General features: G+C 65.9%; 20 protein-coding genes and 2 tRNA genes. 4 read left to right on the plus strand and 18 right to left on the minus strand.

The annotated features are described in order from the left end of the window. Positions 1-196 precede the first annotated feature (196 nt). Positions 197-667, plus strand: coding sequence for a peroxiredoxin (locus P1P91_RS12645; protein WP_311883060.1), 471 nt, complete (start codon positions 197-199; stop codon positions 665-667). Between the two features lie 11 nt (positions 668-678). On the opposite strand, the gene P1P91_RS12650 is transcribed toward P1P91_RS12645, so the two are convergent. Continuing rightward, positions 679-1791: an AI-2E family transporter gene (locus P1P91_RS12650; RefSeq protein WP_311883061.1), complete on the minus strand. Its 1113-nt coding sequence runs from the start codon at positions 1789-1791 to the stop codon at positions 679-681. Beyond that, on the minus strand, positions 1788-2090 hold the full coding sequence (locus P1P91_RS12655; protein ID WP_311883063.1) for a sulfurtransferase TusA family protein: 303 nt from the start codon (positions 2088-2090) through the stop codon (positions 1788-1790). Before P1P91_RS12655 ends, P1P91_RS12650 begins: the two co-directional genes overlap by 4 nt. 146 nt (positions 2091-2236) lie before the next feature. Here P1P91_RS12655 and P1P91_RS12660 point away from each other — a divergent pair, with 146 nt between their 5' ends. Beyond that, on the plus strand, positions 2237-3697 hold the full coding sequence (locus P1P91_RS12660) for a M48 family metalloprotease (protein WP_311883064.1): 1461 nt from the start codon (positions 2237-2239) through the stop codon (positions 3695-3697). Positions 3698-3813: 116 nt separating this feature from the next. Here the strand turns inward: P1P91_RS12660 and nadA are convergent, their stop codons facing one another. The 13 genes from nadA to dctP form a co-directional block, all read right to left on the minus strand. Beyond that, complete coding sequence (gene nadA, locus P1P91_RS12665; protein WP_311883065.1) at positions 3814-4842, minus strand: quinolinate synthase NadA; 1029 nt, start codon at positions 4840-4842, stop codon at positions 3814-3816. 216 nt (positions 4843-5058) lie between these two features. Beyond that, positions 5059-5134 (minus strand) — tRNA-Lys (locus P1P91_RS12670). Between the two features lie 16 nt (positions 5135-5150). Then, positions 5151-5226: transfer RNA gene (locus P1P91_RS12675), tRNA-Lys, on the minus strand. A gap of 72 nt (positions 5227-5298) precedes the next feature. Further along, positions 5299-6189: a 23S rRNA pseudouridine(2605) synthase RluB gene (gene rluB / locus P1P91_RS12680; RefSeq protein WP_311883066.1), complete on the minus strand. Its 891-nt coding sequence runs from the start codon at positions 6187-6189 to the stop codon at positions 5299-5301. Next, on the minus strand, positions 6176-6964 hold the full coding sequence (gene scpB / locus P1P91_RS12685) for an SMC-Scp complex subunit ScpB (RefSeq protein ID WP_311883067.1): 789 nt from the start codon (positions 6962-6964) through the stop codon (positions 6176-6178). The genes rluB and scpB overlap by 14 nt, the downstream gene beginning before the upstream one ends. Next, complete coding sequence (locus tag P1P91_RS12690; protein ID WP_311883068.1) at positions 6961-7914, minus strand: segregation and condensation protein A; 954 nt, start codon at positions 7912-7914, stop codon at positions 6961-6963. The genes scpB and P1P91_RS12690 overlap by 4 nt, the downstream gene beginning before the upstream one ends. Positions 7915-7993: 79 nt before the next feature. Then, complete coding sequence (locus P1P91_RS12695) at positions 7994-9793, minus strand: DEAD/DEAH box helicase (protein WP_311883069.1); 1800 nt, start codon at positions 9791-9793, stop codon at positions 7994-7996. A gap of 43 nt (positions 9794-9836) precedes the next feature. Further along, entirely contained in the window at positions 9837-10778 is a 942-nt protein-coding gene (gene lhpI / locus P1P91_RS12700) for a bifunctional Delta(1)-pyrroline-2-carboxylate/Delta(1)-piperideine-2-carboxylate reductase (RefSeq protein WP_311883070.1), read from the minus strand. A 2-nt stretch (positions 10779-10780) separates the two neighbouring features. After that, on the minus strand, positions 10781-11137 hold the full coding sequence (locus P1P91_RS12705) for a RidA family protein (RefSeq protein ID WP_311883071.1): 357 nt from the start codon (positions 11135-11137) through the stop codon (positions 10781-10783). A gap of 75 nt (positions 11138-11212) precedes the next feature. Next, positions 11213-12247 carry a histone deacetylase family protein gene (locus P1P91_RS12710; protein ID WP_311883073.1) on the minus strand — a complete coding sequence of 345 codons (1035 nt, stop codon included), beginning with the start codon at positions 12245-12247 and terminating at the stop codon, positions 11213-11215. Positions 12248-12291: 44 nt separating this feature from the next. Next, on the minus strand, positions 12292-13569 hold the full coding sequence (locus P1P91_RS12715; protein WP_311883074.1) for a TRAP transporter large permease: 1278 nt from the start codon (positions 13567-13569) through the stop codon (positions 12292-12294). Next, a complete protein-coding gene (locus tag P1P91_RS12720) occupies positions 13566-14111 on the minus strand; it encodes a TRAP transporter small permease (protein WP_311883077.1) in 546 nt (181 codons plus the stop codon). The genes P1P91_RS12715 and P1P91_RS12720 overlap by 4 nt, the downstream gene beginning before the upstream one ends. Positions 14112-14181: 70 nt before the next feature. After that, positions 14182-15249, minus strand: a complete 1068-nt coding sequence (gene dctP, locus P1P91_RS12725) for a TRAP transporter substrate-binding protein DctP (protein ID WP_311883079.1) — start codon at positions 15247-15249, stop codon at positions 14182-14184. A 286-nt stretch (positions 15250-15535) separates the two neighbouring features. Here dctP and P1P91_RS12730 point away from each other — a divergent pair, with 286 nt between their 5' ends. Next, positions 15536-16543 (plus strand): lipoate--protein ligase, encoded by a 1008-nt coding sequence (locus P1P91_RS12730; protein ID WP_311883081.1) that lies wholly within the window; start codon positions 15536-15538, stop codon positions 16541-16543. A gap of 56 nt (positions 16544-16599) precedes the next feature. On the opposite strand, the gene P1P91_RS12735 is transcribed toward P1P91_RS12730, so the two are convergent. Further along, a complete protein-coding gene (locus P1P91_RS12735) occupies positions 16600-17541 on the minus strand; it encodes an IS1595-like element ISHzi1 family transposase (protein WP_311883082.1) in 942 nt (313 codons plus the stop codon). Positions 17542-17724: 183 nt separating this feature from the next. Next, complete coding sequence (gene purL, locus P1P91_RS12740) at positions 17725-21681, minus strand: phosphoribosylformylglycinamidine synthase (RefSeq protein WP_311883083.1); 3957 nt, start codon at positions 21679-21681, stop codon at positions 17725-17727. A 166-nt stretch (positions 21682-21847) separates the two neighbouring features. Here purL and mltF point away from each other — a divergent pair, with 166 nt between their 5' ends. Next, positions 21848-23317, plus strand: a complete 1470-nt coding sequence (mltF, locus tag P1P91_RS12745; RefSeq protein ID WP_311883084.1) for a membrane-bound lytic murein transglycosylase MltF — start codon at positions 21848-21850, stop codon at positions 23315-23317. A 34-nt stretch (positions 23318-23351) separates the two neighbouring features. On the opposite strand, the gene tadA is transcribed toward mltF, so the two are convergent. After that, positions 23352-23807, minus strand: a complete 456-nt coding sequence (gene tadA, locus P1P91_RS12750; RefSeq protein WP_311883085.1) for a tRNA adenosine(34) deaminase TadA — start codon at positions 23805-23807, stop codon at positions 23352-23354. Positions 23808-23835 lie beyond the last annotated feature (28 nt).

Below are 23835 nucleotides of genomic sequence, written 5' to 3' on the forward strand. Positions count from 1 at the left end.
GCCGCGCTGGCGCCTTGGTATAACGCCCTACGGTTCCACAGACACCAAATGGTACTCAGGCGATCAAAGCCTGTACAGCGCAAAGCGCTGCCAGTCGCTCCCGCGCGGACGTTTTTTTGACACCTGGCGGCTCGCTTGCGTGTCATCGTTCTCTTGCCTTACGTTGATGGCCGTCCCTGTTAACAAGGAGTATTGCATGAGCGTTGAACTCGACAAGCCCGTTTCCGATTTCACGGCCACCGCCACCGGCAACACCACCGTGACCCTGTCGGAGCTGCAGGGCGAACAGGTGGTGATCTATTTCTATCCCAAGGCCAGCACCCCCGGCTGCACCACCGAAGGCGGCGACTTTCGCGATCGCAAGGCCGCGTTCGACGACGCCAACACGGTGATTCTCGGCGTTTCCCGGGACGGCCTGCGCGCCCAGGAAAACTTCAAGGAAAAGCAGGACTTCAACTTTGCGCTGATCGCCGATACCGAGGCTGCGCTGTGCGAGCAGTTTGACGTCCTCAAGCCCAAGGCTGATGGCGAACGCCCGGGACTTGAGCGCAGCACCTTCCTGATTGATGCCGAGGGCAGGCTGGCCAGAGAGTGGCGCGGGGTGAAAGTGCCGGGCCACGTCGACGAGGTGCTCGAAGCCGCCCAGGCCCTCAACGCCAAGGGCTAAGCACCCCGGCGTTACTCGGCGGCGGTATCCTCTTCGCTGCCTTCCAGCGCCAGCCGCTCGTCGCGCTGGCGCAGCCCTCGCGGCCAGGCATACACCAGCGCCTTGATCAGCGTGGCCAGCGGAATGGCGAAAAACACGCCCCAGAAACCCCAGATACCGCCAAAAAACAGCACCGCCACGATGATCGATACCGGGTGCAGGTTAACCGCCTCGGAGAACATCACCGGCACCAGCACGTTGCCGTCCAGCGCCTGAATGACGCCGTAGGCCAGCACCACATAGGCCAGCTGGTCGCTCAGGCCGAAATGAAACCCCGCCACCGCCGCCACCGGCAGCGTCGCCAGCGCCGCGCCGATATACGGCACCAGTACCGAAAGCCCTACCACCACGCCCAGCAGCGCCGAATACGGCACGCCGAGAAAGGCGAAAGTGGCAAACGCCACCGAGCCCACGATAATGATCTCGATCACCTTGCCGCGGATATAGTTGGCGATCTGGGCGTCCATTTCCTTCCAGATACGCGACAGCAGCGTACGCTTGCGCGGCAGCAGCGAAAGCGTAAAGCCGACCAGCGCATCGCGGTCCTTGAGCATGAAAAACACCAGGATGGGCACCAGCACCAGATAGATGATCAGCGCCAGCACGTTGCCCAGCGAAGCCAGCGACAGCGACAGCGCCCGCTGGCCCAGCTGGCTGATCTGGCGGCTGGCAGCGCCCACCCAGTTTTGTACCTGGTCCGGCGTAATCAGGTTGGGGTAGCGCTCCTGCAGCTCGCCAAGCCAGCTCTGACCGCTGGCAAACATGCGCGGCGTTTCCTGCACCAGCCCCACCAGCTGGTTCCAGATCAGCGGCAGCAGAATCAGCGCCAACGCCAGCACGATGCCCAGAAACCCCAGAAACACCAGCATTACCGCCAGCAGATGCGGCACCCGGCGGCGGGTCAGGGCGTTGACCGCGCCCTGGAGCAGAAAGGCGATGACCAGCGCGGTAAAAAACGGCGCCAGCATTCCGCCAAGCCAGATGACCGCGGCAAACCCCGCGATGAGCACCAGCAGCAGAATGACCGCTTCCTCATCGGAGAAGTAGCGATCCACCCAGCCCTTGAGGATGGCGCGCAGCGTCATTGATCGCCATCCTCGGCCTTGCGCAGCCAATAATAGTAGACCCCGTCTACCTGGCAGCGATCTTCGAGAACATGGGCGCTGTGCTCGGCAAACGACGCCATGTCGCGCCAGGAGCCGGCGTCGGTGGCGTGCACCTCCAGCAGCTGGCCGCCGGCCAGGCCGTAAAGCGCCTGCTTGGCCTTGAGCAGCGGCAGCGGGCAGGCAAGCCCGGTGGCATCGAGCACGGCATCCACAGCGCCGACGTGGTCCGGGCGCACCGACGTCGAATCGTCACGGTTCGATCCGCTATCATTTACCATGGTGTCTCCTTCAGGCGGCCGGCGGCAGCGGCCGATAAAACACCGCCGGCATCGGCAATGTCACATCCCTGCTATTATCGCATAAACCCGCAGCGCATAAACCGCTCGGCCACCCTGACCGCTTACCGTTCATCTGCGAGGACGCCATGACACGTCTGCGCCATGCACCACGCCGGCTCTGCGCGATTGCGCTGGCCGTCAGCCTGCCCCTGAGCGCACCGGCCAGTGCCGCCACGAGCGACTACCACCTGCCCTCGCTCGGCGGCGTTCCCCACGCTGCCAGCAGCAAGGAAGAGCGCCTGGGCCGCGCCTGGCTACGCCAGTTTCGCGCCCAGGCGCCCCAGTGGCAGGACCCCATCGCGCACTACTACCTGGACCGGCTGATCGCGCGTCTGGCGCCCCACAGCGGCATCAGCGGGCAGGTGCCGATCAGCGTGATGGTGGATAACGACTCGCTCAACGCCTTTGCCGTGCCCGGCGGCGTCATCGGCATCAACGCCGGGCTCTATGCCTTTGCCCCGGACGAGGGCGCCTTTGCTTCGGTGCTCGCCCACGAGCTTGGCCACCTGGCCCAGCGCCACTTCGCCCGGAGCAGCGAGCGCGCCGGGCAAACCCAGCTGCCGACCATGGCCGCGATGCTTGCCGGCATGGTGCTTGCCGCCAGCGGCGCGGGCAGCGCCGGGCTTGCCACCGCCATGGGCTCCCAGGCCGCGATGCTCCAGGACCAGCTGCGCTACTCCCGGCGCTTCGAGCAGGAAGCCGACCGCGTGGGCATGAAAACCCTGGCCGAGGCCGGCTATCCGCCTGCCGACATGGTGCGCATGTTCAAGGCCATGCAGCGCATGGCACGCCTTCAGGGCGACACGCCGCCGGAGTTTCTGCTCAGCCACCCGGTAAGCGAAAGCCGCCTGAGCGACGCCCAGTCCCGAGCCGCCCAGCTGTCGGTCGCCGATACCCATCAGGATGATACCCGGTACGACATGGTGCGCGCCCGGGCCCTGCTTCACCTGCACGCCAACGATCCGCAGCAGGCACTGATTACGCTGCGCCAGGACGACGCTGCCGCCGCGGCCATCAGCTACCTGGAGGCGCTCATCGACGCCGATCGGGGGCAGACGCAGCGCGCGCTGGACCGCCTGGACCGCCTGGCCGACGAGCATCCGGACCTCGGCCTGCTGCCGGCCTCGGCCGCAAGCATCGCCCTGGACGCGCGCCGGGTTGACGACGCCATGAGCCGCAGCCGGCGGCTTCTGCGCTTCATGCCCGGCTACCTTCCCGCCCAGCTGACGCTGGCCGAAGCGCAGCTTTCGCGCGACCCCCAGGCCGCCTACCGGCTGCTGCGGGACGTCACCTCTCAGCATCCCGAAGACCCGTCGGGCTTTACCCTGCTGGCCGAGGCCGCCGGGCGCAGCGGCCGTACGGCCGAAGGCCGCCTGGCCCGGGCCGAATACCTGCAGCTCACCGGGCGCATCGACAAGGGCATCCGCCAGCTCGACCTGGCCCGGGACGCCGCTCGGGGCAGCAACAACCCCGGCCTTGAAGCGCGTATCGAGTCGCGCCGGGAAGCGTTTATCGAATACCGCGACGCCCTTGACGAATTTTCATGATGCGCGGGCAGGCCTGGCGGTCCGCTTTCGCGCACTGAATCGCGCGCTCACCCTGTAGCCGGCTTTGTTTTGCGGGAGCCGAATTCAGTCAGCGACGGCCAGACCATCGCTCTGGGTCAGGCGTTGAAGCTGAGCATTCGCTCCAGCGGAATCAGCGCCTTTTGGCGCAGCGCTTCATCCACGCGCACCTCGCCGCTGCCTTCGCGCAGCGCACCGGCCAGGTTGTCCAGGGCGTTCATCGCCATCCACGGACAGTGAGCGCAGCTCTGGCACGTCGCCCCGTGACCCGCTGTGGGCGCTTCGAACAGGCTTTTTTCCGGCGCGGCCTGCTGCATCTTGAAGAAAATCCCCCGGTCGGTGGCTACCACCAGCTTGTCGTTGGGCAGCTCCTTGGCCGCCCTGATCAGCTGCGAGGTCGAACCCGCGACGTCGGCAAGCTCGATCACCGGCGCCGGCGATTCCGGATGCACCAGCACCGCGGCGTCCGGATAGAGGCGCTTGAGGTCTTCCACGCCCTTGGCCTTGAACTCTTCGTGGACGATGCAGGCGCCGTCCCACATCAGCATGTCGGCGCCGGTCTTTTGCTGAATGTAGCCGCCCAGATGCTTGTCCGGCGCCCAGAGAATCTTTTCGCCCCTGGCCTGGAGGTGCTCGATCACCTCTACCGCGATGGAGGAGGTCACCACCCAGTCCGCGCGCGCCTTCACCGCCGCCGAGGTGTTGGCGTACACCACCACGGTGCGATCCGGGTGAGCGTCGCAGAAGGCGCTGAACGCGTCCGGCGGGCAGCCGGTGTCCAGCGAACAGGTGGCCTCGAGGGTGGGCATCAGCACGCGCTTTTCCGGCGACAGAATCTTGGCGGTCTCGCCCATGAAGCGCACGCCGGCCACCACCAGGGTGGAGGCCTCGTGGCGGGCGCCGAAGCGCGCCATCTCCAGCGAGTCCGCCACGCAGCCGCCGGTCTCCTCGGCCAGCTGCTGGATGGCGTCGTCGGTGTAGTAGTGCGCTACCAGCACGGCGTTTTCAGCCTGCAGCCGCCGCTTGATCTCGGCCACGCGGACCTCGTCCTCGGCGGCCATACGGGTGGGGCAATAGGCGGTCGGGGCCAGCGCCTCGGCGCCTGACCGGGATGTCATTATCGTCATTGTGTCTACCACTGCGATAAAGCAGGGAATCCCCCTGCTGTTTACTGATCGCGGCGCACGCGCTTTGCATGCTCCGCGCCCTGGCGGGCAGCCGGCGCGTCTGTCGCGGTGGCCTCCCGCCTGTCTCCCGGCCATATTGCCGGGCAACGTCTGCCTCTGGCAAGCGCCCCCGCAAACAAAACGCCCCCGGCAGAAGACTGCCGGGGGCGCTGAATCTGGTGGGTCGTGCAGGATTCGAACCTGCGACCAATTGGTTAAAAGCCAACTGCTCTACCAACTGAGCTAACGACCCTTCACAGGGCTCGAAATGGTGGGTCGTGCAGGATTCGAACCTGCGACCAATTGGTTAAAAGCCAACTGCTCTACCAACTGAGCTAACGACCCCCTCGAACGGATGCATATATTACGGATATGGCCTTCCGGTCGCAAGCGTTTTTTCGCTTTTCCCCGATAAACCTAGCGGCGCGAGCGTTTTGCTCTGGGCTTGCGCATGGCCTGGACCGGGCGTCGCTTGTTCTTGTCCCGGCTCCAGCGATTTTTCTCCTCCGGCGTCAATTCCGGTACCCGGCGCGCGGGCAGGTCGGCAAGCGCGGCGAGATCGTCGACCTCGTCCTGGCCAAGCTCCACCCATTCGCCGGCGCGGGCCCGCTTGTCGAGGAAGATATTGCCGTAGCGTACCCGCTTCAGGCGGTTGACGGTGAGCGCCTGGGACTCCCACAGGCGGCGCACCTCGCGGTTGCGACCCTCAAGGATGACCACGTGGAACCAGGTGTTGATGCCCTCGCCGCCGAATTCCTGAACGTCGGTAAAGCGCGCGGGGCCGTCGTCGAGCATCACGCCTTCCACCATGGCGACGACGTTGTCCTGCTTGACCTCGCCCATCACCCGCACGGCGTATTCGCGCTCGACCTGGGTCGAGGGGTGCATCAAGCGGTTGGCCAGCTCGCCGTCGGTGGTGAACAGCAAAAGCCCGCTGGTGTTGATGTCCAGCCGGCCGATGGCGATCCAGCGTTCGCCCTTCAGCCGCGGCAGGCGCTCGAACACCGTGCGCCGCCCTTCCGGATCCTTGCGGGTGCAAAGCTCGCCTTCGGGCTTGTTGTACATGATCACCCGGCGCGGAGTTTCCTGTTCGGCTTTCAGCGTCACCGGGCGCTCGTCGACCGCCACGCTGTCGCGCGGCTCCACCCGGTCGCCCAGGCTGGCAAGCCTGCCGTTGACCTTGACGCGCCCGGCGGCAATGGCGGTTTCCATTTCCCGGCGGGAGCCCAGGCCCGCGCGGGCCAGCACTTTCTGCAGCTTTTCCCCGCTGGGGGACGGTTTGCCGTGGGGGGTTCTATTCTGACTCATGGTCGTCGGACCTCGTAGGATTCTCGTCCGGGCGCTCGTCGTCATCCGCGCGCCCGGCACGGGCCGCCAGCCTGGCTTCCAGATCGGCAAAGCTCAGCGGCCGGGTTAACGCCGTCGCGGCGTGGTTGGCGGCATCGTCTTCTTCCGACGCTGCCGTCTCGGGGGGCGCATCGTGGCGCGTTTTTTCCTCGTCGGCAAGGGGCTCTGCCGGCTTATCATCGTCGGTGGCCTCGGCGGCCTTTTGATCGCCGGTCAGCTCGTGCATGGGCGGCAGCGCGTCCAGGGTCTTGAGGCCAAAGTCGTCGAGAAAGCTCCGGGTGGTAGCATACACGCCCGGGCGGCCGGGGACGTCGCGGTGGCCGACAATGCGGATCCAGCCGCGCTCGCTTAGCGTGCGCATGATGGAGCTTGAGACGCTCACCCCGCGCACCTCTTCAATATCGCCCCGGGTCACCGGCTGGCGGTAGGCAATCAGCGCCAGGGTTTCCAGCAGCGCCCGGGAGTAGCGCGCCGGGCGCTCGTCCCAGAGCCGCGATACCCAGGGGGACAGCCGCGGGCGAATGCGCAGCTGATGGCCGGAAGCGCTTTCGACAAGCTCAAGCGCGCCGCCGGCGTGGCGCTCCCCAAGCCGGGAAAGCGCCAGGCGCAGCTCGCCCCGGGCCGGACGCTCGGCCTCGGCAAACAGCGTCTCCAGCCGCTCCACGGCAAGCGGCTCGCCGGCGGCCAAAAGCGCCGCCTCGAGGATGTCGTCAAGCGTGATGCCCGCTTCGCTCATGGCTCGTCCTCGTCGGCAAAGGCGGACTCGCCGCCGCGGTCGTGGGAGGCGTTCTGCAGACCGGGGGCGTCAAGCCCCGGCGCCGGGTATTGCGTATCGTCAGGCTCGGCGACCCGGGCGCGAACGTGAATAGGCGACAGCGGCGCGTTCTGCACAATTTCGATCATCGCCTCCTTGGCCAGCTCCAGCATCGCCATGAAGGCGACCACCACCCCGGCGCGGCCTTCTTCCAGGGTGAACAGGGCCTCGAAGGGCGTATAGCGCTCGGCGCTCAGCGCCTCCATGATGCGCAGCATGCGCTCCCGGGTGGAGAGGACTTCGCGGCTGATCTGATGGCTCTGGGTGAGCTCGGCGCGCCTGAGAATACCGCTCATGGCGCCGAGCAGCTCGTCAAGCTCCACCTCGGGATGGATGACCCGGGCATCAAGCGCCGGGACCTCAGCTCGGGCGCTGAACCAGTCGCGCCCGGTGCGCGGCAGGGTATCCAGCGTTTCGGCGGCCTCCTTCAAGCGCTCGTATTCCTGAAGCCGGCGGACCAGCTCGGCCCGAGGGTCGTCCTCTTCCTCCTCGTCCTCCCGGGGCGGGCGCGGCAGCAGCGTGCGCGACTTGATCTCGGCAAGCATTGCCGCCATCAGCAGATACTCGCCGGCAAGCTCGATCTGCATCGCCTTCATCAGCTCCACGTACTCGATGTACTGGTGGGTCACCGCGGCGACGTTGACGCTCAGAATATCCAGGTTCTGGCGGCGAATCAGGTACAACAGCAGATCCAGCGGGCCTTCAAACGCCTCCAGGAACACCCGCAGCGCCTCCGGCGGAATGTACAGATCCTCCGGAAGCTCGGTAATCGGCTCGTCGAACAGCAGCGCCAGCGCCCCGGAGACCGGCTCGCTGGCGGCTCCGGCGGCGTCGGGGCTGGACGAATGATTGGCGGCGGGCGTCTCGCTCACGCGGGCGTCTCTCTGGTGAAGGGCGCATTCAAGGGCTGAAAGCCGTTCAGTCTAGCAAACTTGCGCTTTTGGCGAGCGGCTATCCGGCGTCGGCGGCGCGGCGATAGCGCCCGGCGTAGTCGAAGAGCTTCTCGCGGACCTTGAAGTAGCGCCCGACCCGGCGGCCGATGACAAAGTCCGGGTGGCGCAGGCGCTCGCGCCCGGCCACCACCTCCTCCGGCGTGGCGGGCTTCCAGCCAATGCCCGGCGCGCGCAGGTGGCGGCGCAAAAACGCCGCCTGGAAGGCCCGGCGCTGGGCGGCGGTTTCCAGCGCGAACCACTCGTCAAGCGTGGCGCCGTCCTCGTCGTGGTAGGTCACCTTCAGCCGTGCCAGGCCCCGGCCGTTGACGGTGGCTTCGAGCTGCATGCCGGAGACCCTGAGCACCCGAGCGTCTTTTAATTTCAGCGCGTCGCGCAGCTTGTCGTCGGCGTCCACCAGCAGCTTGCCGCAGCCGTGGCAGCGGCTTGCGGCGATGTCGTTCTCGGCGCCGCACTCGTCGCAGGTCTTGAAGCGGAAGCGAAACGAACATTGCACTGCCCTTCCCGCGGCATCCTCTACCAGCCCGTGGCAGCGCCGGCCGTAGTGCTCGAGCAAAAGCTCGCCGTCGTACTTGCCCCAGAAGAGGTTGGCGTGTTCGCACTCGGGGCAGATGACCTGCACCGGCTCACTGTCGCTTGCCGGGCGCGGCTCGCCCACCTCCGGGGCATAGGTATCCCAGGGGTTGCCGGCATAGTCGAGAATCAGGCAGTCGTCCTTGCCCGGAGACAGCCGGAGTCCCCGGCCGATGATCTGCTGATAGAGACTGGCCGACTCCGTGGGGCGCAGAATCGCGATGACGTCCACGTGGGGCGCGTCGAAGCCCGTGGTGAGCACCGCCACGTTGACCAGATACTTGATCCGGCGCGCCTTGAACGCCGCGATAAGCGCCGTGCGCTCGCGCGCCTCGGTGGCGCCGGTAATCAGCGCCGCCTCGCCTTGGGGCAGGTAGCCCAGCACCTCTTCGGCGTGGGCCACGGTAGCGGCAAAGATCATCACGCCAAGGCGACCTTCGGCCCGGGCGATGATATCGGCGACGATGCCCGGCGTCGCGCGGCTGCCCGCCACCACGCGGTTCAGGGCGGCCTCGCTGAAGGCGCCGCTCTCGGTGGTTGCAAGGCCGGCGAAGTCGTAGTGCTCGACGGCCATGTCCCGCCGTTCCGGCCGGGCGAGATAGCCCTGCTTGACCATCAGCCGCAGCGGCTGCTCGAACACGCAGTCGCGAAAAAAGCAGTCGTCATCGCCGCGCACCATGCCGCGGTGGTGGCGATGATAGATAAATCCCTGCCCCAGCCGGTACGGCGTGGCGGTGAGGCCCAGGATCTTGAGGCTGGGGTTTTGCCGGCGCAGCTGCTCGACCACCCGGCGGTAGCTGCTTTTTTGGTCCAGGGATACCCGGTGGCACTCGTCGATGACCAGCAGGGTGAAATTGCCGTCGGCAAAGCGCTCGGGGCTTTTCACCACCGACTGCACCGAGCCGAATACCACCTGGCGGCCGGCCTCCTTGCGCTTCAGGCCGGCGCTGAAGATATCCGCGGTGAGGCCGTAGGCCTCGTACTTGGCGTGGTTCTGCTCGACCAGCTCGCGCACGTGGGCCAGCACCAGAACCCGGCCGCGCGCCAGGCGGGCAAGCTCGGCAATCACCAGCGACTTGCCGCTGCCCGTGGGCAATACCACCACGGCGGGCTCGCTCGAGGCGCGGAAGTGCGCCACCACGCGGGCGACGGCCTCGCGCTGGTAGGGACGCAGGGTGGGAACGGCTGAAGTCGGAGCGGCAGCAGCAGAAGAGTCGGCAGCAGTCATGTCGCTCAGGATACCGCTGCCGGGGCGACCCGCGCCAGCCGGTCTACGCCGTGGTCGCCCGCTTTTCCCACACCTCGATCGCCGCGGCGAGGTCTTCAAGCGAGGCGCCCACCGACTTGAACAGGGTGATGGCCTCGGGGCCGCTGCGCCCCTCTCTGCTGCCCCGCAGCAGCTCGGCCAGCTCGCCGCGAATGTCGCCAAAGGCAAAACCGCCCTCGTCGACGGCCTGGAGGATATCTCCGGCCTCTCCCTGCGCGCCGGCGTAGGTGTCGACAAACACTTCGCTGCGGGCCAGGCAGTCGGCGTCGGTCTCGCGCATGTTCGGGCGAAACGCGCCGATCAGGTCAAGGTGCGTCCCCGGGGTCAGCCACTGGCCGTGAATCAGCGGCCGGGTGGAAAGCGTCACGCAGCTGATCACGTCGGCGTCGGCGCAGGCCGCCTGCAGATCGGTGACCGCCTCGGTAGCAAAGCGATCGGCGTACTCGGCAGCGAGCCGCCTAGCCTTGTCGGGGCTGCGGCCCCAGATGCGCACCCGGCGGATCGGGCGCACCGCGGCGTGGGCTTCGATGACCATGGGCGCCAGCTTGCCGGTGCCTGCCACCAGCAGCGTGTCGGCGTCTTCCCGGGACAGCTCGCGAGCGGCCAGCGCCGAGGCCGCGGCGGTGCGTCGGCGGGTCAGCTCGCCGCCGTCGATACAGGCCAGCGGGCGCCCGTGCGCGCCCTCGCTGAGCAGATAAACCCCGGCAATCGCCGGCAGCCCGTGGTCGGCATTCTGGGGAAAGACGTTGACCATCTTGACGCCGATGTAGCCGTCCTGCTCCCAGGCCGGCATCAGCAGCATGGTGGCCTCGCCGTCGGGCCGCTGCACGGCGTGGTGGTGGCGCGGCGGCGACTCGACGCCGGCGCAAAAGGCCTGCGCCAGACGATCGGTCAGCGCCTTCCAGTCCAGCGCCTCGGCCACCTCGGCCGCCGTGATCACGCGCATGATCAGCCCTCCGGAAGCGCGGCAACGACCATGATCTCGACCTTCCACTCGGCGTTGGCAAGCCCGGCCTCCACCGCGGCGCGCACCGGCGGCCGCTCCGGGATGACCCAGGCGTCCCAGGCGCGGTTCATTTCATCGATTTCCGCCATGCTGGTTACCCAGACCTGTGCGGAAATCAGCCGCGTCTTGTCGGTACCGGCCCTGGCCAGCAGATCGTCAATGCGCGCCAGCACCTGCTCGGTTTGGCCGCGCATATCGGCGGTGGCATCGCTTGGTACCTGGCCCGACAGATAGACGGTGCCGTTGTGGATGACGTACTTGCTCATGCGTTCGTTGCTGTCGTGGTGGGTCAGGCTCATGGTGTTCCTCCGTGGTTAGCGACGATGGCAGTCGTAGAAAAAAATCCTGGCTCAAGGAGACGCCAGGCTTGGCGCTCAAGCCACACTGAAGCCGCGCATGACCGCGGTCAAGTTGTGCTTGAGCGCCGCGGTGGGGTAGCCGCCCTCCTGAACCAGCACCGTCGGCAGCGCCAGCGCCGCCAGCCGCCGGCCAATACGGGCAAAGTCCCCGGTTTCCAGCGCCAGGCCGGCCAGCGGGTCGTCCTTGTGGGCGTCGAGGCCCAAGGGCACCACCAGGGCTCCCGGCGCAAAGTCGCCCAGGCTCTCGATCAGTCGGTCAAGCGCTGCCAGAAAGCGCTTCCCGTCGCTTCCCAGGGGCAGCGGCAGATTGACGTTGGCGCCCAGCCCCTCGCCTTCGCCTGTTTCATCGGCGCCGCCCCAGAAAAAGGGATAGAAGTCGGCGGGGTCGGCGTGCAGCGAGCCGGTCCAGACATCGCCGCGGCGATAGAAGATGTCCTGGGTGCCGTTGCCGTGATGCAGGTCCACATCGAGAATCGCCACGCGGTCGAAACGCTCGCGCAGCACCGCGGCGGCCAGGGCCGAGTTGTTGAGAAAGCAGAAGCCGCCGGCCCGCTCCGGCCCGGCGTGATGTCCCGGCGGGCGGCACAGCGCATAGGCGCTGGGCTCACCGCCGAGCACCGACTCGGCGGCGGCCTGGGCGGTCGCGGCGCTGGCCAGGATGCCCGCATGGCTGTCCGCGCCGAGCGGGCAGGCCATATCGTGCAGGTGCCAGCCGGCCTGCCCGATCGGGTGGCGCGGATAGTGGGTACCGCCGCCGCAGGGGTGGACGTTGGGCACCACGGTTTCGGCGGCGTTCGGCAGCGCCTGCCAGCGGGCATGGATGGTCTCGAGAAAATCGAGATAGCGCGGGCTATGAACATGTCCCAGACGCTCGCGTAGCCGGCGGGTATCGACCGCGTCGGGCGCGGTAGTTGTCAGCCCCAGCGCCGTCAGCCCGCGGGTCAGCAGCTCGGCGCGCAGCGGGCGCTCCGGTGACGCAGCGGGCCGCCCCTGCAGCCAGAAGCTTCCGGGGTCGTGGCGCTGCTGGTCGGGATGATAGAAAACCTGCATACGACGTTACCTCGATAGATCGACTTTGGGTTCGCAAGCCCTGTTCACTTGAGCAGCGAGGGTATCCAGGTGGACAGCGCCGGAAAGGCCACGACCAGCAGGATCACCGCGGCAAAGGCGACATAGAACGGCAGCGAAGCAATGATCGCCCGCTCAAAGGGCACGTCGGCGATACGCGCCGCCGTCATCAGCGTCATCCCCACCGGCGGCGTGACGTTGGAGATATTGAGCACCACGATCATCAGGATGGCAAAATGCAGCGGGTCCACGCCCAGCTGCACCATCGCCGGCACCAGCACCGGCGCCACCACCACCAGCGCCGGCAAGACGTCCATCACGGTGCCGATCAGGATCAGCAGCGCACACACCAGCAATAGCTGAAGGAACATGGAGTCGCTCAGGGTAGTAATCAGCCCCGCCGCGTCCCGGGCGATGCCCGAACGGGTCACGAACCAGCCGAGCACCGCCGACGTCGCCAGCAGAAAAAACACCACCCCCGAGAAGCGCACGGTCACCACCAGCGCCTGCCAGATCTTCTGCCAGGTCAGGTTGCGGTAGAACACCACGCCGATGATGATGGCATAGACCGCCGCGAAGCCCGACGCCTCGGTGATGGTGGTCAGCCCCGAAAGGATGCCGCCAAGAATGATCAGCGGCACGATCATCGCCGGCAGCGCCACCAGAAAGGCGCCCCAGGCCACCCTGAGCGGCGTCGGTGCCTGCTTGGGGTAGCCGCGCCTCCAGGCCAGGAAAAAGCTCACCGCCAGCAGCGCCGCGGCCATCAGCAGGCCGGGGACAATACCGCCGGCAAACAGGTCGATCACCGAAATATCGCGCAGCAGGGTGGCATAGATCACCATCACCACGCTGGGCGGTATGATCGGCCCGATGATCGATGAACAGGCGGTAATCGCGGCGGCGTACTCGGCGTCGTAGCCCTGCTTTTTCATCTCGGGGATCATGATCTTGCCGATGGCCACGGTATCGGTAATCGCGGCCCCGGTCAGCCCGGCGAAAAACACCGATACCGAGATGTTGACGTGGGCCAGCGCACCGCGCACCTGACCGAAAAGCGCATTGTTGAAGGCGATCAGCTTCTGGGTCAGCCCGCCCTGGTTCATCAGCTCGGCGGTGAAAATGAAATAGGGCACGGCGATGAGCATGAATCCCGAAACGCCGGAAAACATGCGGTCGGCGATGATGCCGAGCATGCGCTCACCGCCCATGGCAAAGCCGCCGGCCAGGCCGGAGAGAGCCATCACCACGGCCACCGGCGTACCAATCAGCAACAGCAGCACAAAGGCAACAATGGCAGGCATCATGAGCGCTTCTCCCCGTTGTCGGCATCGATGAGCCCTTCGATAACCGACTCGTCATCGATGAAATGTTCGAGCAAGGCGAAGCCCTGCACCAGGTGCAGCAGGATGATGGCGCCGCTCAGGGGCAGCACCACGGCGGTAAACTTGGCGGAGACCTGTATCTGGTCGGACACCATGTAGACCTGTCGGGCGCTTTCGAAATAGCCCCAGCCGTACCAGAGCAGCAGCGCGCCGAACAGCGCGATCACCCCAAGGCAGAGGGCCGCGGCCAGTTTCAACAGGGCCCGGGGCAGAGCTCGAACCAAAAGCGTCATGGCCACGTGCTCGCCGTAGCGCAGCGAAATGGTCATGGAGAGAAAACCGATCCAGGGCAGAAACAGCCGCGCCAGGGAGTAGGTCCAGCTCAGGCTGCTGCCGGTTATCAGCTTGTAGGTGAAGGCCGTGAAGGAGATACCCAGCATGACCAGTACGCAGGCCACGCAGAGCACGATCGCCGCCTGGTTGACCCAGTCGCTCAGGCGGCGGAGAGGCTTGAGAAAGCGCATCGATGAACCCCGCAGGCTTCAGAAGCCGGCCGGCCATGCCGGCCGACGTTGACGGAGAAACGACAAGGCGTCACCGGCCGTAGTTGTCCATGTCCGACTGCTTGACCTCCTCTCCGACGCGATCGACCTCGTTGAGGAAGGCGTCGACCTTCTCGGCCTCGAGGCCGAAGTCGTTGACGATCCAGTCCTTCCACGCCGGGCGCGCGATCTCGGCCATGCGGTCGCGCTCCTCGGCGGGCATGATGTAGCATTCCTTGAAGATCTCGCAGGACTCCTGCCACCCGGCCGTGGCCAGCGCCGCGGACATGCCGTGGCCAATCTCGATGGCCTCGCGCGCCGAGGTAATGATCGCTTCCTGCTGCTCCTCGGTAAGGCTCTGGTACCAGTTCTCGCTGACCAGCCAGGCGGCGCTGTTATAGACGTGGCCGGTCAGGGTGGTGTAGTCGGTCACCTCGTCGAAGTTGAAGGTGGTGTTGAGCACCGTCGCGTTGAACTGGCCGTCGGCCAGGCCGGTTTCCAGCGCCGTGATCACCTCGCCCCAGGGCAGCGGCGTGGCGGAGGCCCCCAGCGCCTTCATGATGGCGACGTGCCCGGGATTCTCCTCGGTGCGAATATTGAGCCCTTCGAGATCCTCCACCGTCTTGATCGGACGCTCGTTGTTGGTAAAGGCCACAAAGCCGCCGCCGTCGTCGAAGGTGCCCAGGTAGCGCATGTTGGTTTCCTCGACGGTGCCGGCCATCAGGTCGGCAAACCAGTCGCCGTCGAGAAAGGCCCAGGCCTGGCGCCAGTTATCGAAAATAAAAGGCGCGGTCATCAGCTGGTAGTCGTCGTAGTAGGACGACATGGCGCCGGTGGTAATGATGGTCGACTGCAGGGTGCGGCCGCCCTGAACCTCCTTGGCGGTATCGACCTCCGAGCCCAGCTGGCTGTTGCCGAAGATGTTCACCTGGATGGCACCGTCGGTACGCGTATCGACCAGGTCCTTGAAGCGTATCAGCGCCGGGTAAATCGAGTTGTTGCTCATGTTTTCGGGCAGGATGGTGGCAATCGCCATTTCATTGGCTTGTGCCTGGGCGGCGGCCATGGCCAGCGGCAGGGCCGCCAGTGCGGCCATACGCGAATACGTCTTGATGGGCATATGCGCAGACTCTCTTGTCGTTATTGTGTGCTTTGTCCCAACGCAGGTAGAACGACCGGCAGAGGCTGAACCGGCTGCTTTCGAAAGACGCTAAGCCGTTAACTTCCTCCTGTGCCTCGTTTCAAGCGTCGTGGCCTCAACATAGGCCGGACTCTTGAAATGGGCAAGCTCATGCCCGGCGTGGCTGAGTCCAAGGCCACAGGCGATCGGGACGGCATCAACTCCCGGCAATGCTAAAATGGCCTTCCTTTCCTGTTATGACGCTTTTTCGCGCTGAAGGCAGCCCATGATCTACATCGACAACGAAGGCATCACCGATCCCCACGTCAACCTCGCTATCGAAGAACACTGCATTCGCCATCTGCCGGCGGGCGAGGACTACCTGTTGTTCTACATCAACGCGCCGTCGATCATCATCGGCCGCAACCAGAACACCCTGGAAGAGATCCACCAGGCCTATATCGACGAGCACGACATCCAGGTGGTGCGGCGTATTTCCGGCGGCGGCGCGGTCTACCACGACCACGGCAACCTCAACTTCAGCTTTTTGACCGACTTTTCCAAGGACAAGCTGAACAACTTCAAGCAGTTCGCCACCCCCATCATCGAGGTGTTGAACGAGATGGGCGTGGCGGCGGAAATGAAGGGCAGAAACGACATCGTGGTGGGCGATAAAAAGATCTCCGGCAACGCCCAGTTCTCCTCGACCAAGCGCATGTTCAACCACGGCACCCTGCTGCTGGACTGCGATTTAAGCCAGGTCAGCCGGGCGCTGGACGTGAAGATGACCAAGATCCAGTCCAAGGGCCACAAGTCATCCCGGTCGCGGGTGGCCAACATCGCCGAGTTTCTCGACGAGGCGCTTTCCACCGAGGCGTTCAAGGAAAAGATCCTCGATGGCATCTTCCCCCAGAGCACCGAACGTCGCGTCTACCGCCTGACCGACAAGGACTGGGAAAGCATCAACGCCCTGGTCGAGGAAAAGTACGGCCGCTGGGAGTGGAACTACGGCCGCTCGCCGGACTTCGATATCCAGCGCACTCGCCACTTTGCCGCCGGCATCGTCGATTTCCGCCTCAAGGTCAAGCGCGGCGGCACCGTGGAAAACGTCAAGATCTACGGCGACTTCTTCGGCCAGCGCCCGATCGAAGAGATCGAGGACGCGCTTATCGGCGTGCGCTACCACAGGCAAGACATCGAGGCGGCGCTTGCAGGCTTTGATCTCTACGCCTACGTCGGCGACGTCGACCGCGGCGAGTTCATCGACCTGATCTACGGGCCGGATGAGGTGTGATCGAACGGATAAAATAAGCGTTTTTCACGAATCAGCCCTTATATAAGCGTTCCTGATTACGCATAAAAGTCAGCCATCTTCAGGAACCGGTACGGCATCGGCGGCGTTCTCGCTGCCACCGTCAGAAAGCGCGGGATCATGGCCTTGAGGTCATAGCGCCGATTGAACCGATACTCGAACTCGGCCAGGTAGCGTGGGGCATGCTGCCCGCGGATGGCATGGTAAGTGCCGGTGATCGCGTTCTTGACGTTGCCCAGCAGGGTGTTGACCCAGTTGAACTCGGGGTTCTCCACACTGGCACGCCCACCCCCGGTGATGTGGCAGTCATGGACGTAGAGGGGCGTGTCGAAGGCTCGGAAACACCCGAGACCGTCGCTGATGACCTGGCTCCCGGGGGCAATGGCCTGTTCGGCGTAGCGACGGATCTCGGTGAGGGTGAAGCCGCTCACACGGCGAAGCTGAACCCGCAGTGGGTGGCCTTCCTCATCGGTTTGTACGGCCGCCACGAACGGGAACTTGTGCTCGGCGCCGCGCCCGCGCTTTCCCGGCCGTTCACCGCCCAGGTAGGCATCATCCAGCTCGATACGTCCGGAGAGCCGCTCTCCCTGGTTGCGCTCGTGCATGACCTGCAGCAGCTTGTGCTTGAGCTTCCAGGCGGTGTTGTAGCTGACGCCGAGCTCCCGGGACAGTTGCAGCGCCGAGATGCCGCTCTTGCGCTGGGTCAGCAGATAGATGGCCAGAAACCAGGTGGTCAACGGCAGGTGCGTGGCATGGAAGATGGTCCCGGCGGTCAGCGAGGTCTGATGATGGCAGCGATGGCACTGGTAGAGCCCCCGCGACAGCCGGCAGCCCGTGGTGTTGCCACAGTCGGGGCAGACGAACCCCCTGGGCCAGCGATGCTGGAAGAGGGCTGCCTGGCATTGCGCTTCCGTGCCGTACTGCTCGAGGAAGGCCGGCAGCGACAGGCCGGGCTGGAACTGGATAGGATTGCGTGCCATGACGTCGGCTCCTCTACTGGATATAACCTCAGTATAGGACAAGCTGGCGGGATGGTGGCTGACCAACATGAGTAATCAGGTAAGCGTTTTTCACGGTTAATAAGTGCTTTTCGCGCGGCTCGGCAGTAACCAAAAAACGCCCGCATGAGCGGGCGTTTTGTCTGCGTCACACGGCGTGGCGGGTTAGCCCAGCCACACCCGGGCGTTGCGGAACATGCGCAGCCAGGCGCCGTCTTCCTGCCAATCCTTGGGCCGCCAGGAGTTGGTCACCGCACGGGTAACCCGCTCGGGATGCGGCATCATCGCGGTGACGCGGCCGTCCGGGGTGGTGAGTCCGGTCACGCCGGAGGCGGAGCCGTTGGGATTCGCCGGGTAGCGCGTGGTGACCTGGCCGTAGTGGTCCACGTAGCGCAGGGCGATCTGGCCGCCGGTCTGCATCTGGCGCAGGTGTGCGCTGTCGGCAAACTGCGCCCGGCCTTCGCCGTGGGCCACCGCAATGGGCAGCATCGAGCCCTCCATGCCCTTGAGCATGATCGACGGCGTCTCCTCGACCCGCACCATGGCCACTCGGGCCTCGAACTGCTCGGACTCGTTGCGCACAAAGCCCGGCCAGCTGTCCGCCCCGGGGATCAGCTCCTTGAGCTGGGAGAGCATCTGGCAGCCGTTGCACACCCCCAGCGAGAAGCTGTCGTCGCGCTGGAAAAAGTCGGCGAACTGCTTTCGAGCGCGGGAGTTGAACAGAATCGACTTGGCCCAGCCGCCGCCGGCGCCCAGCACGTCGCCGTAGGAGAAGCCGCCGCAGGCGGCAAGCCCCTTGAACTGGCCAAGCGTCACGCGCCCTTCGAGAATGTCGCTCATGTGCACGTCCACGGCGTCAAAGCCGGCCCTGTCGAAGGCCCAGGCCATTTCCGTCTGGCCGTTCACGCCCTGCTCGCGCAGGATAGCCACGGCGGGTCTGGCCGTGTTCACAAAGGGCGCCGTGATGTCTTCGTCGACGTCGAACGACGGCGTGGCGGAAAGCCCCGGGTCCCGGGCGTCGAGCAGGTTGTCGAACTCGCTCTTGGCGCAGTCGGGGTTGTCGCGCAGCGCCTGCATGCGGTAGCTGGTTTCGCTCCAGGTGCGCTGGGTCAGCTGGCGAGTGGTTTCCAAAAGCGGCTCTTCGAACAGCGTCACCCGCACCTGATCGTCGTAGCGCGGGCGGGCGATCACGCCGCAAGTGTCGATGCCGGCCATGGCGAACTGGGTCAGCACCTCGGCGGTGTGCTCGCGGCTGACCTGAATCACCGCCCCCAGCTCTTCGGTAAACAGCGCGCCGACCGCGTCCACCGGCTGGTCGATGAGCCAGTCGAGCTTGATCTCAAGCCCTGAGTGGGCGGCAAAGGCCATTTCCAGCAGGGTCACGAGCAGCCCGCCGTCGCTGCGGTCGTGGTAGGCCAAAAGCTTGCCGTCGCGATTGAGCCCCTGGATGACGCTGAAAAACGCCTTGATGTCCTCAGCGTCGTCCACGTCCGGGCAGTCTTTGCCCAGCTGACCGTAGACCTGGCCCAGCGCCGAGCCGCCCAGGCGATTCTGGCCGTGGCCCAGGTCGATCAGAATCAGATCGGATTCGTTCTGGTCCAGGTCAATCTCCGGCGTCAGGGTGGCCATGGCGTCCACCACCGGAGCAAAGCCAGTCACGGCAAGGGACAGCGGCGAGGTCACGCTCTTGTCCCGAGTGACGTCGCTGTCGTCGGTTTCCTGCCAGGCGGTGCGCATGGACATGGAGTCCTTGCCCACGGGAATGGCGATGCCCAGGTCCGGGCACAGCTCCATGCCCACGGCGTAGACGGCATCATAAAGCGCCTGGTTTTCGCCCGGGTGGTCGGCCGCGCTCATCCAGTTGGCCGACAGCTTGATATCGGAAAGGCGCGCAATCGGCGCGCTGGCCAGGTTGGTGACCGCCTCGGCCACGGCCAGCCTTGCGCTGGCCGCCGGGTCGAGCAGCGCCACCGGCGCCCGCTCGCCCAGGGCCATGGCTTCGCCGGCGTGGGTGTCGAAGCTCGCCGTGGTCACCGCGGCGTCGGCCACCGGCACCTGCCAGGGGCCGACCATCTGATCCCGGGCCACCAGCCCGGTGATCGAGCGATCGCCGATGGTGATCAAGAAGCTCTTGGAGGCTACCGACGGCAGGCGCAGCACCCGGCCGAGCGCTTCGCGCAGGTCGAGGTTGTCGAGCATCATGTCCGAGCGCTCGGGCGTTTGCCGCTCGAACTCGCGCTGCATCCGCGGCGTCTTGCCGAACAGCACGCTCATGGGCAGGTCCACCGGACGGGTGTTGAAGTGGCTGTCGTGGACTTCCAGGTGATGGTCTTCCAGCGCCTCGCCGACCACGGCGTAGGGGCAGCGCTCCCGACGGCACAGCGCCTCGAAGGTGTCGAGGTCCTCCGGCGCCACCGCGAGCACGTAGCGCTCCTGGGCCTCGTTACACCAGATTTCCAGCGGGCTCATGCCCGGCTCGGCGCTGGGCACGTCGCGCAGCTGGAAACGCCCGCCGCGGCCGGCATCCTTCACCAGCTCCGGCAGGGCGTTGGACAGCCCGCCGGCGCCGACGTCGTGAATGAAGCGCAGCGGGTTATAGTCGCCCAGCGCCCAGCAGCGATCGATGACTTCCTGGGCGCGACGCTCGAGCTCGGGATTTTCCCGCTGCACCGAGGCGAAGTCCAAATCGGCGCTGGAGACTCCCGATGCCATGCTCGACGCCGCGCCGCCGCCAAGGCCGATGAGCATTGCCGGTCCGCCCATGACGATCAGCTTGCCGCCCACGGGGATCTCGCCTTTCTGCACGTGCTGGGCGCGGATATTGCCGTAGCCGCCGGCGAGCATGATGGGCTTGTGGTAGCCCCGGCGCTCGACGCCGTGGTTGCTGAGCACGTCCTGTTCGTAGGTGCGGAAGTAGCCGGCCAGGTTGGGCCGGCCGAACTCGTTGTTGAACGCCGCCCCTCCCACCGGGCCGTCGAGCATGATCGCAAGCGCCGACTGAATACGCTCGGGCTTGCCGTAGTCGAAGGTTTCCCAGGGCTGAACAAACTCGGGGATACGCAGGTTGGAGACGCTGAAGCCGGCAAGCCCCGCCTTGGGCTTGCCGCCGATGCCGGTAGCACCCTCGTCGCGAATCTCGCCGCCGGCGCCGGTGGCAGCCCCCGGGTACGGCGCGATCGCCGTGGGGTGGTTGTGGGTCTCCACCTTCATCAGAATGTGGATGGGCTCCTGATGGGTCTCGTAGCGGGCGGTTTCATCGCCCTGGCCGGTGAGCGGCGCGGGGAAAAAGCGCCCGCCCTGGGAGCCCTTGATCACCGCGGCGTTGTCGCTGTAGGCGGAAAAGACGTTGTCCGGGGAGCTGGCGAAGGTGTTCTTGATCATCTTGAACAGCGACTGGGGCTGGTCGACGCCGTCAACGGTCCAGTCGGCGTTGAAGATCTTGTGCCGGCAGTGCTCGGAGTTGGCCTGGGCAAACATCATCAGCTCGACGTCGGTGGGATTGCGCTCAAGCTCGGCAAAGGCCACCGCCAGATAGTCGATCTCGTCCTCGGCGAGCGCCAGCCCCAGCTCGCGGTTGGCCGCCACCAGCGCCTCGCGGCCGCCGCCCAGCACGTCGATGCTGGCAAGCATGGCCGGCTCGCGCCGGGTGAACAGCTTGGCCGCATCCGAGGCGTCAAACAGCACGGTCTCCACCATGCAGTCGTGCAACAGCGCGATCAGTGTTTCGAAGGCCTCCTCGCCCGGCGGCGTGGAAAAGGTGATCCGGTAATCGATACCGCGCTCGATGCGCGCCACCTGGTCCAGCCCGCAGCTGTGGGCGATATCGGTTGCCTTGGACGACCAGGGCGAGAGGGTGCCGAGCCTTGGCACCACAAGAAAGCGCTGACCGCCTTCCGCCGCCGTCTCGTCTCCGGGGCGGTCGGCATGGTGGCCCTCCCGGCCATAGTCCAGCAGCTCAGCCAGGCGTTCGCGCTCCGCCTTTGCAAGCTCGCCGTGGTGGTCGACAAAGTGAACGTAGTCAGCAGTCAGCGTTTTGACGTCGCCTACGCGCTCGCGCAGGGTGTCAAGCAGTCGCGCATGACGGAACGCGGAAAGGGCGGGAGCGCCTCGCAGTTCGAGCATATCCGGAAAGCCTCTAGAGCAGGAAAATTCGAGCAGGGAATCACCAGGCCGCACAGCGGCAATTCGCGCCATGATACTGGAAAGCGCCTGACAGACGAAATCGGCCGGGTGACAGCCTGACCGGGGCTTAGTATCGTTGCGCCATGCCAAATGTCGCCACCCTGCTATGCTGACGCCGAGCCGCCTTTTTTCCGCCCGCATCGGCGGCTACATCGCCTGTGCGGCGGTGTTCCTGCTGGTCATGCTGCCGGCGTTTCCGCCGGACCCAGAGGGCAAGAAACTGCGCGCCATCAAGCAGCGCGGCTTTCTCACCGTGCACACCCGCACCTCGCCCACGATCTATTATGCGGGGCGGCGCGGCCCTGCCGGCTTCGAGTACGAGCTGGCGCGCCGCTTTGCCGACCACCTGGGCGTCAGCCTCAATCTCGAGGCCAACCACCACCTGGACGACGTGCTGCCCGCCGTACGCCACCGTGGGGACCTGGGCGCCGCGGGGCTGGTGCTGACCCCGGCCACGCCGGGTATCAGCTTCACCCGGCCGATTATCGACATGCAGCCGCTGCTGGTCTACCGGCGGGGACTGCACGGCATCGGCGGCCCGGAAGATCTGGCCGGGCTTGAGATCGGCACGCTGCGCGGCGCCAAAGGCGCCGGCACCGCCGCTACCCTGCGCGAGCTGCAAAAGGACTATCCGGCGCTCAGCTGGAAAGAGTCCGGCGAGCTCGAAGTCGCCGACCTGCTGGCCCAGGTCGAAAACAGCGACCTTGACGCCGCCGTGGTTTTCGCCCATCAGTTCCGCGTCAACCGGCTGTTTTTCAAAAACGTCGAGCGCGGCTTTCCGCTGGGCAAACCAAGCTCTCTGGTCTGGGCCGTCCCCGACCGGCACAATCTGGCATTCTTGGGCGAGGCCAACCGCTTTCTCGACGACCTGCAGCAAAGCGGCGAGCTGAAAAAGCTGGTGGAGCGCTACTTCGGCCACGACGACTACCTGGAGTACGTCGGCACGCGGACGTTTCTCGACCACCTGGACTCGCGCCTGCCGCGCTACCGGGCGCTTTTTCAGCAGGCCGCCCGCGACACCGGCTTTGACTGGCAGCTGCTCGCCGCCGTGGGTTACCAGGAGTCCCACTGGGATCCGGACGCCGTCTCGCCCACCGGAGTGCGCGGTCTGATGATGCTGACCTCACCCACGGCGAAAGAGGTCGGCGTTACCAACCGGCGCAATCCGGCGCAAAGCATCGACGGCGGCACGCGCTACCTGCGCCAGCTGGAACAGCGCCTGCCCAAAAGCATTACCGGCGATGACCGCCTGTTCATGGCGCTGGCGGCGTATAACGTCGGCCTTGGGCATCTGCTCGACGCCCGGGATCTCGCCCAGCGGCGCGGCGGCGATCCCGACCGCTGGCGCGACGTGCGCGATGCTCTGCCGCTACTGCAGCAGCGCCAGTGGTACGAAAAGACCCGCTACGGCTACGCCCGGGGCGGCGAGCCGGTGATTTATGTGCGCAACATCCGCCGCTACTACGAAATGCTGCAATACGTCGAGCGCAGCCGCCAGCAGTTCTTTCAGCTCGATAGAAACCTTCCCTCTGACGAGACGCTGATGCCGTTTGACCTGGTGCTGCCGCTGAATTAGCGCTGCCGCCAACTCGTGGCAGTCACCTCCGGGCTCAGGCGCGCCGAACGGCAAAGAACTGCTTGAGCAGGCGTCTTGACGCCGGCGCCAGCACCCCCGGCGTCACCGCGACTCGATGGTTGAACCACGGCTGCGCCAGCAGATTGGCCCTGGATTCCACCATCCCCGTACGCGGCTCGGCGGCAGCATACACCAGACGCTCGAGGCGCGCGTTGACCGCCGCCCCGGCGCACATCATGCAGGGTTCCAGGGTCACGAACAGCGTGCAGCCGTCGAGCCGGTAGTTGCCCCGCGCCTGCCCCGCCAAGCGCAGCGCCTGTACCTCGGCGTGGGCGCAGGGGTCGAGCGCAGTCACCGGGGCATTGTGGGCGGCGGCGATAACCTCCCCCGCCGCATTCACCACCACCGCGCCCACCGGCACTTCGCCGGCTTCGGCTGCCTGGTGCGCCTGGTCCAGAGCGCGGTGCATGTAATACTCATCGCTGCGCATGGCGCAAAAACTCCGTTAAAGTAAGCAG

The sequence above is a fragment of the Halomonas piscis genome, from assembly GCF_031886125.1.
Lineage (GTDB): Bacteria > Pseudomonadota > Gammaproteobacteria > Pseudomonadales > Halomonadaceae > Vreelandella > Vreelandella piscis.

Coding starts and splice junctions, on each gene's coding strand:
- P1P91_RS12645 (WP_311883060.1), top strand. CDS start 197: ATGAGCGTTGAACTCGACAAGCCCGTTTCCGATTTCACGGCCACCGCC.
- P1P91_RS12650 (WP_311883061.1), bottom strand. CDS start 1,791: ATGACGCTGCGCGCCATCCTCAAGGGCTGGGTGGATCGCTACTTCTCC.
- P1P91_RS12655 (WP_311883063.1), bottom strand. CDS start 2,090: ATGGTAAATGATAGCGGATCGAACCGTGACGATTCGACGTCGGTGCGC.
- P1P91_RS12660 (WP_311883064.1), top strand. CDS start 2,237: ATGACACGTCTGCGCCATGCACCACGCCGGCTCTGCGCGATTGCGCTG.
- nadA (WP_311883065.1), bottom strand. CDS start 4,842: ATGACGATAATGACATCCCGGTCAGGCGCCGAGGCGCTGGCCCCGACC.
- rluB (WP_311883066.1), bottom strand. CDS start 6,189: ATGAGTCAGAATAGAACCCCCCACGGCAAACCGTCCCCCAGCGGGGAA.
- scpB (WP_311883067.1), bottom strand. CDS start 6,964: ATGAGCGAAGCGGGCATCACGCTTGACGACATCCTCGAGGCGGCGCTT.
- P1P91_RS12695 (WP_311883069.1), bottom strand. CDS start 9,793: ATGACTGCTGCCGACTCTTCTGCTGCTGCCGCTCCGACTTCAGCCGTT.
- lhpI (WP_311883070.1), bottom strand. CDS start 10,778: ATGCGCGTGATCACGGCGGCCGAGGTGGCCGAGGCGCTGGACTGGAAG.
- P1P91_RS12705 (WP_311883071.1), bottom strand. CDS start 11,137: ATGAGCCTGACCCACCACGACAGCAACGAACGCATGAGCAAGTACGTC.
- P1P91_RS12710 (WP_311883073.1), bottom strand. CDS start 12,247: ATGCAGGTTTTCTATCATCCCGACCAGCAGCGCCACGACCCCGGAAGC.
- P1P91_RS12715 (WP_311883074.1), bottom strand. CDS start 13,569: ATGATGCCTGCCATTGTTGCCTTTGTGCTGCTGTTGCTGATTGGTACG.
- P1P91_RS12720 (WP_311883077.1), bottom strand. CDS start 14,111: ATGCGCTTTCTCAAGCCTCTCCGCCGCCTGAGCGACTGGGTCAACCAG.
- dctP (WP_311883079.1), bottom strand. CDS start 15,249: ATGCCCATCAAGACGTATTCGCGTATGGCCGCACTGGCGGCCCTGCCG.
- P1P91_RS12730 (WP_311883081.1), top strand. CDS start 15,536: ATGATCTACATCGACAACGAAGGCATCACCGATCCCCACGTCAACCTC.
- P1P91_RS12735 (WP_311883082.1), bottom strand. CDS start 17,541: ATGGCACGCAATCCTATCCAGTTCCAGCCCGGCCTGTCGCTGCCGGCC.
- purL (WP_311883083.1), bottom strand. CDS start 21,681: ATGCTCGAACTGCGAGGCGCTCCCGCCCTTTCCGCGTTCCGTCATGCG.
- mltF (WP_311883084.1), top strand. CDS start 21,848: ATGCTGACGCCGAGCCGCCTTTTTTCCGCCCGCATCGGCGGCTACATC.
- tadA (WP_311883085.1), bottom strand. CDS start 23,807: ATGCGCAGCGATGAGTATTACATGCACCGCGCTCTGGACCAGGCGCAC.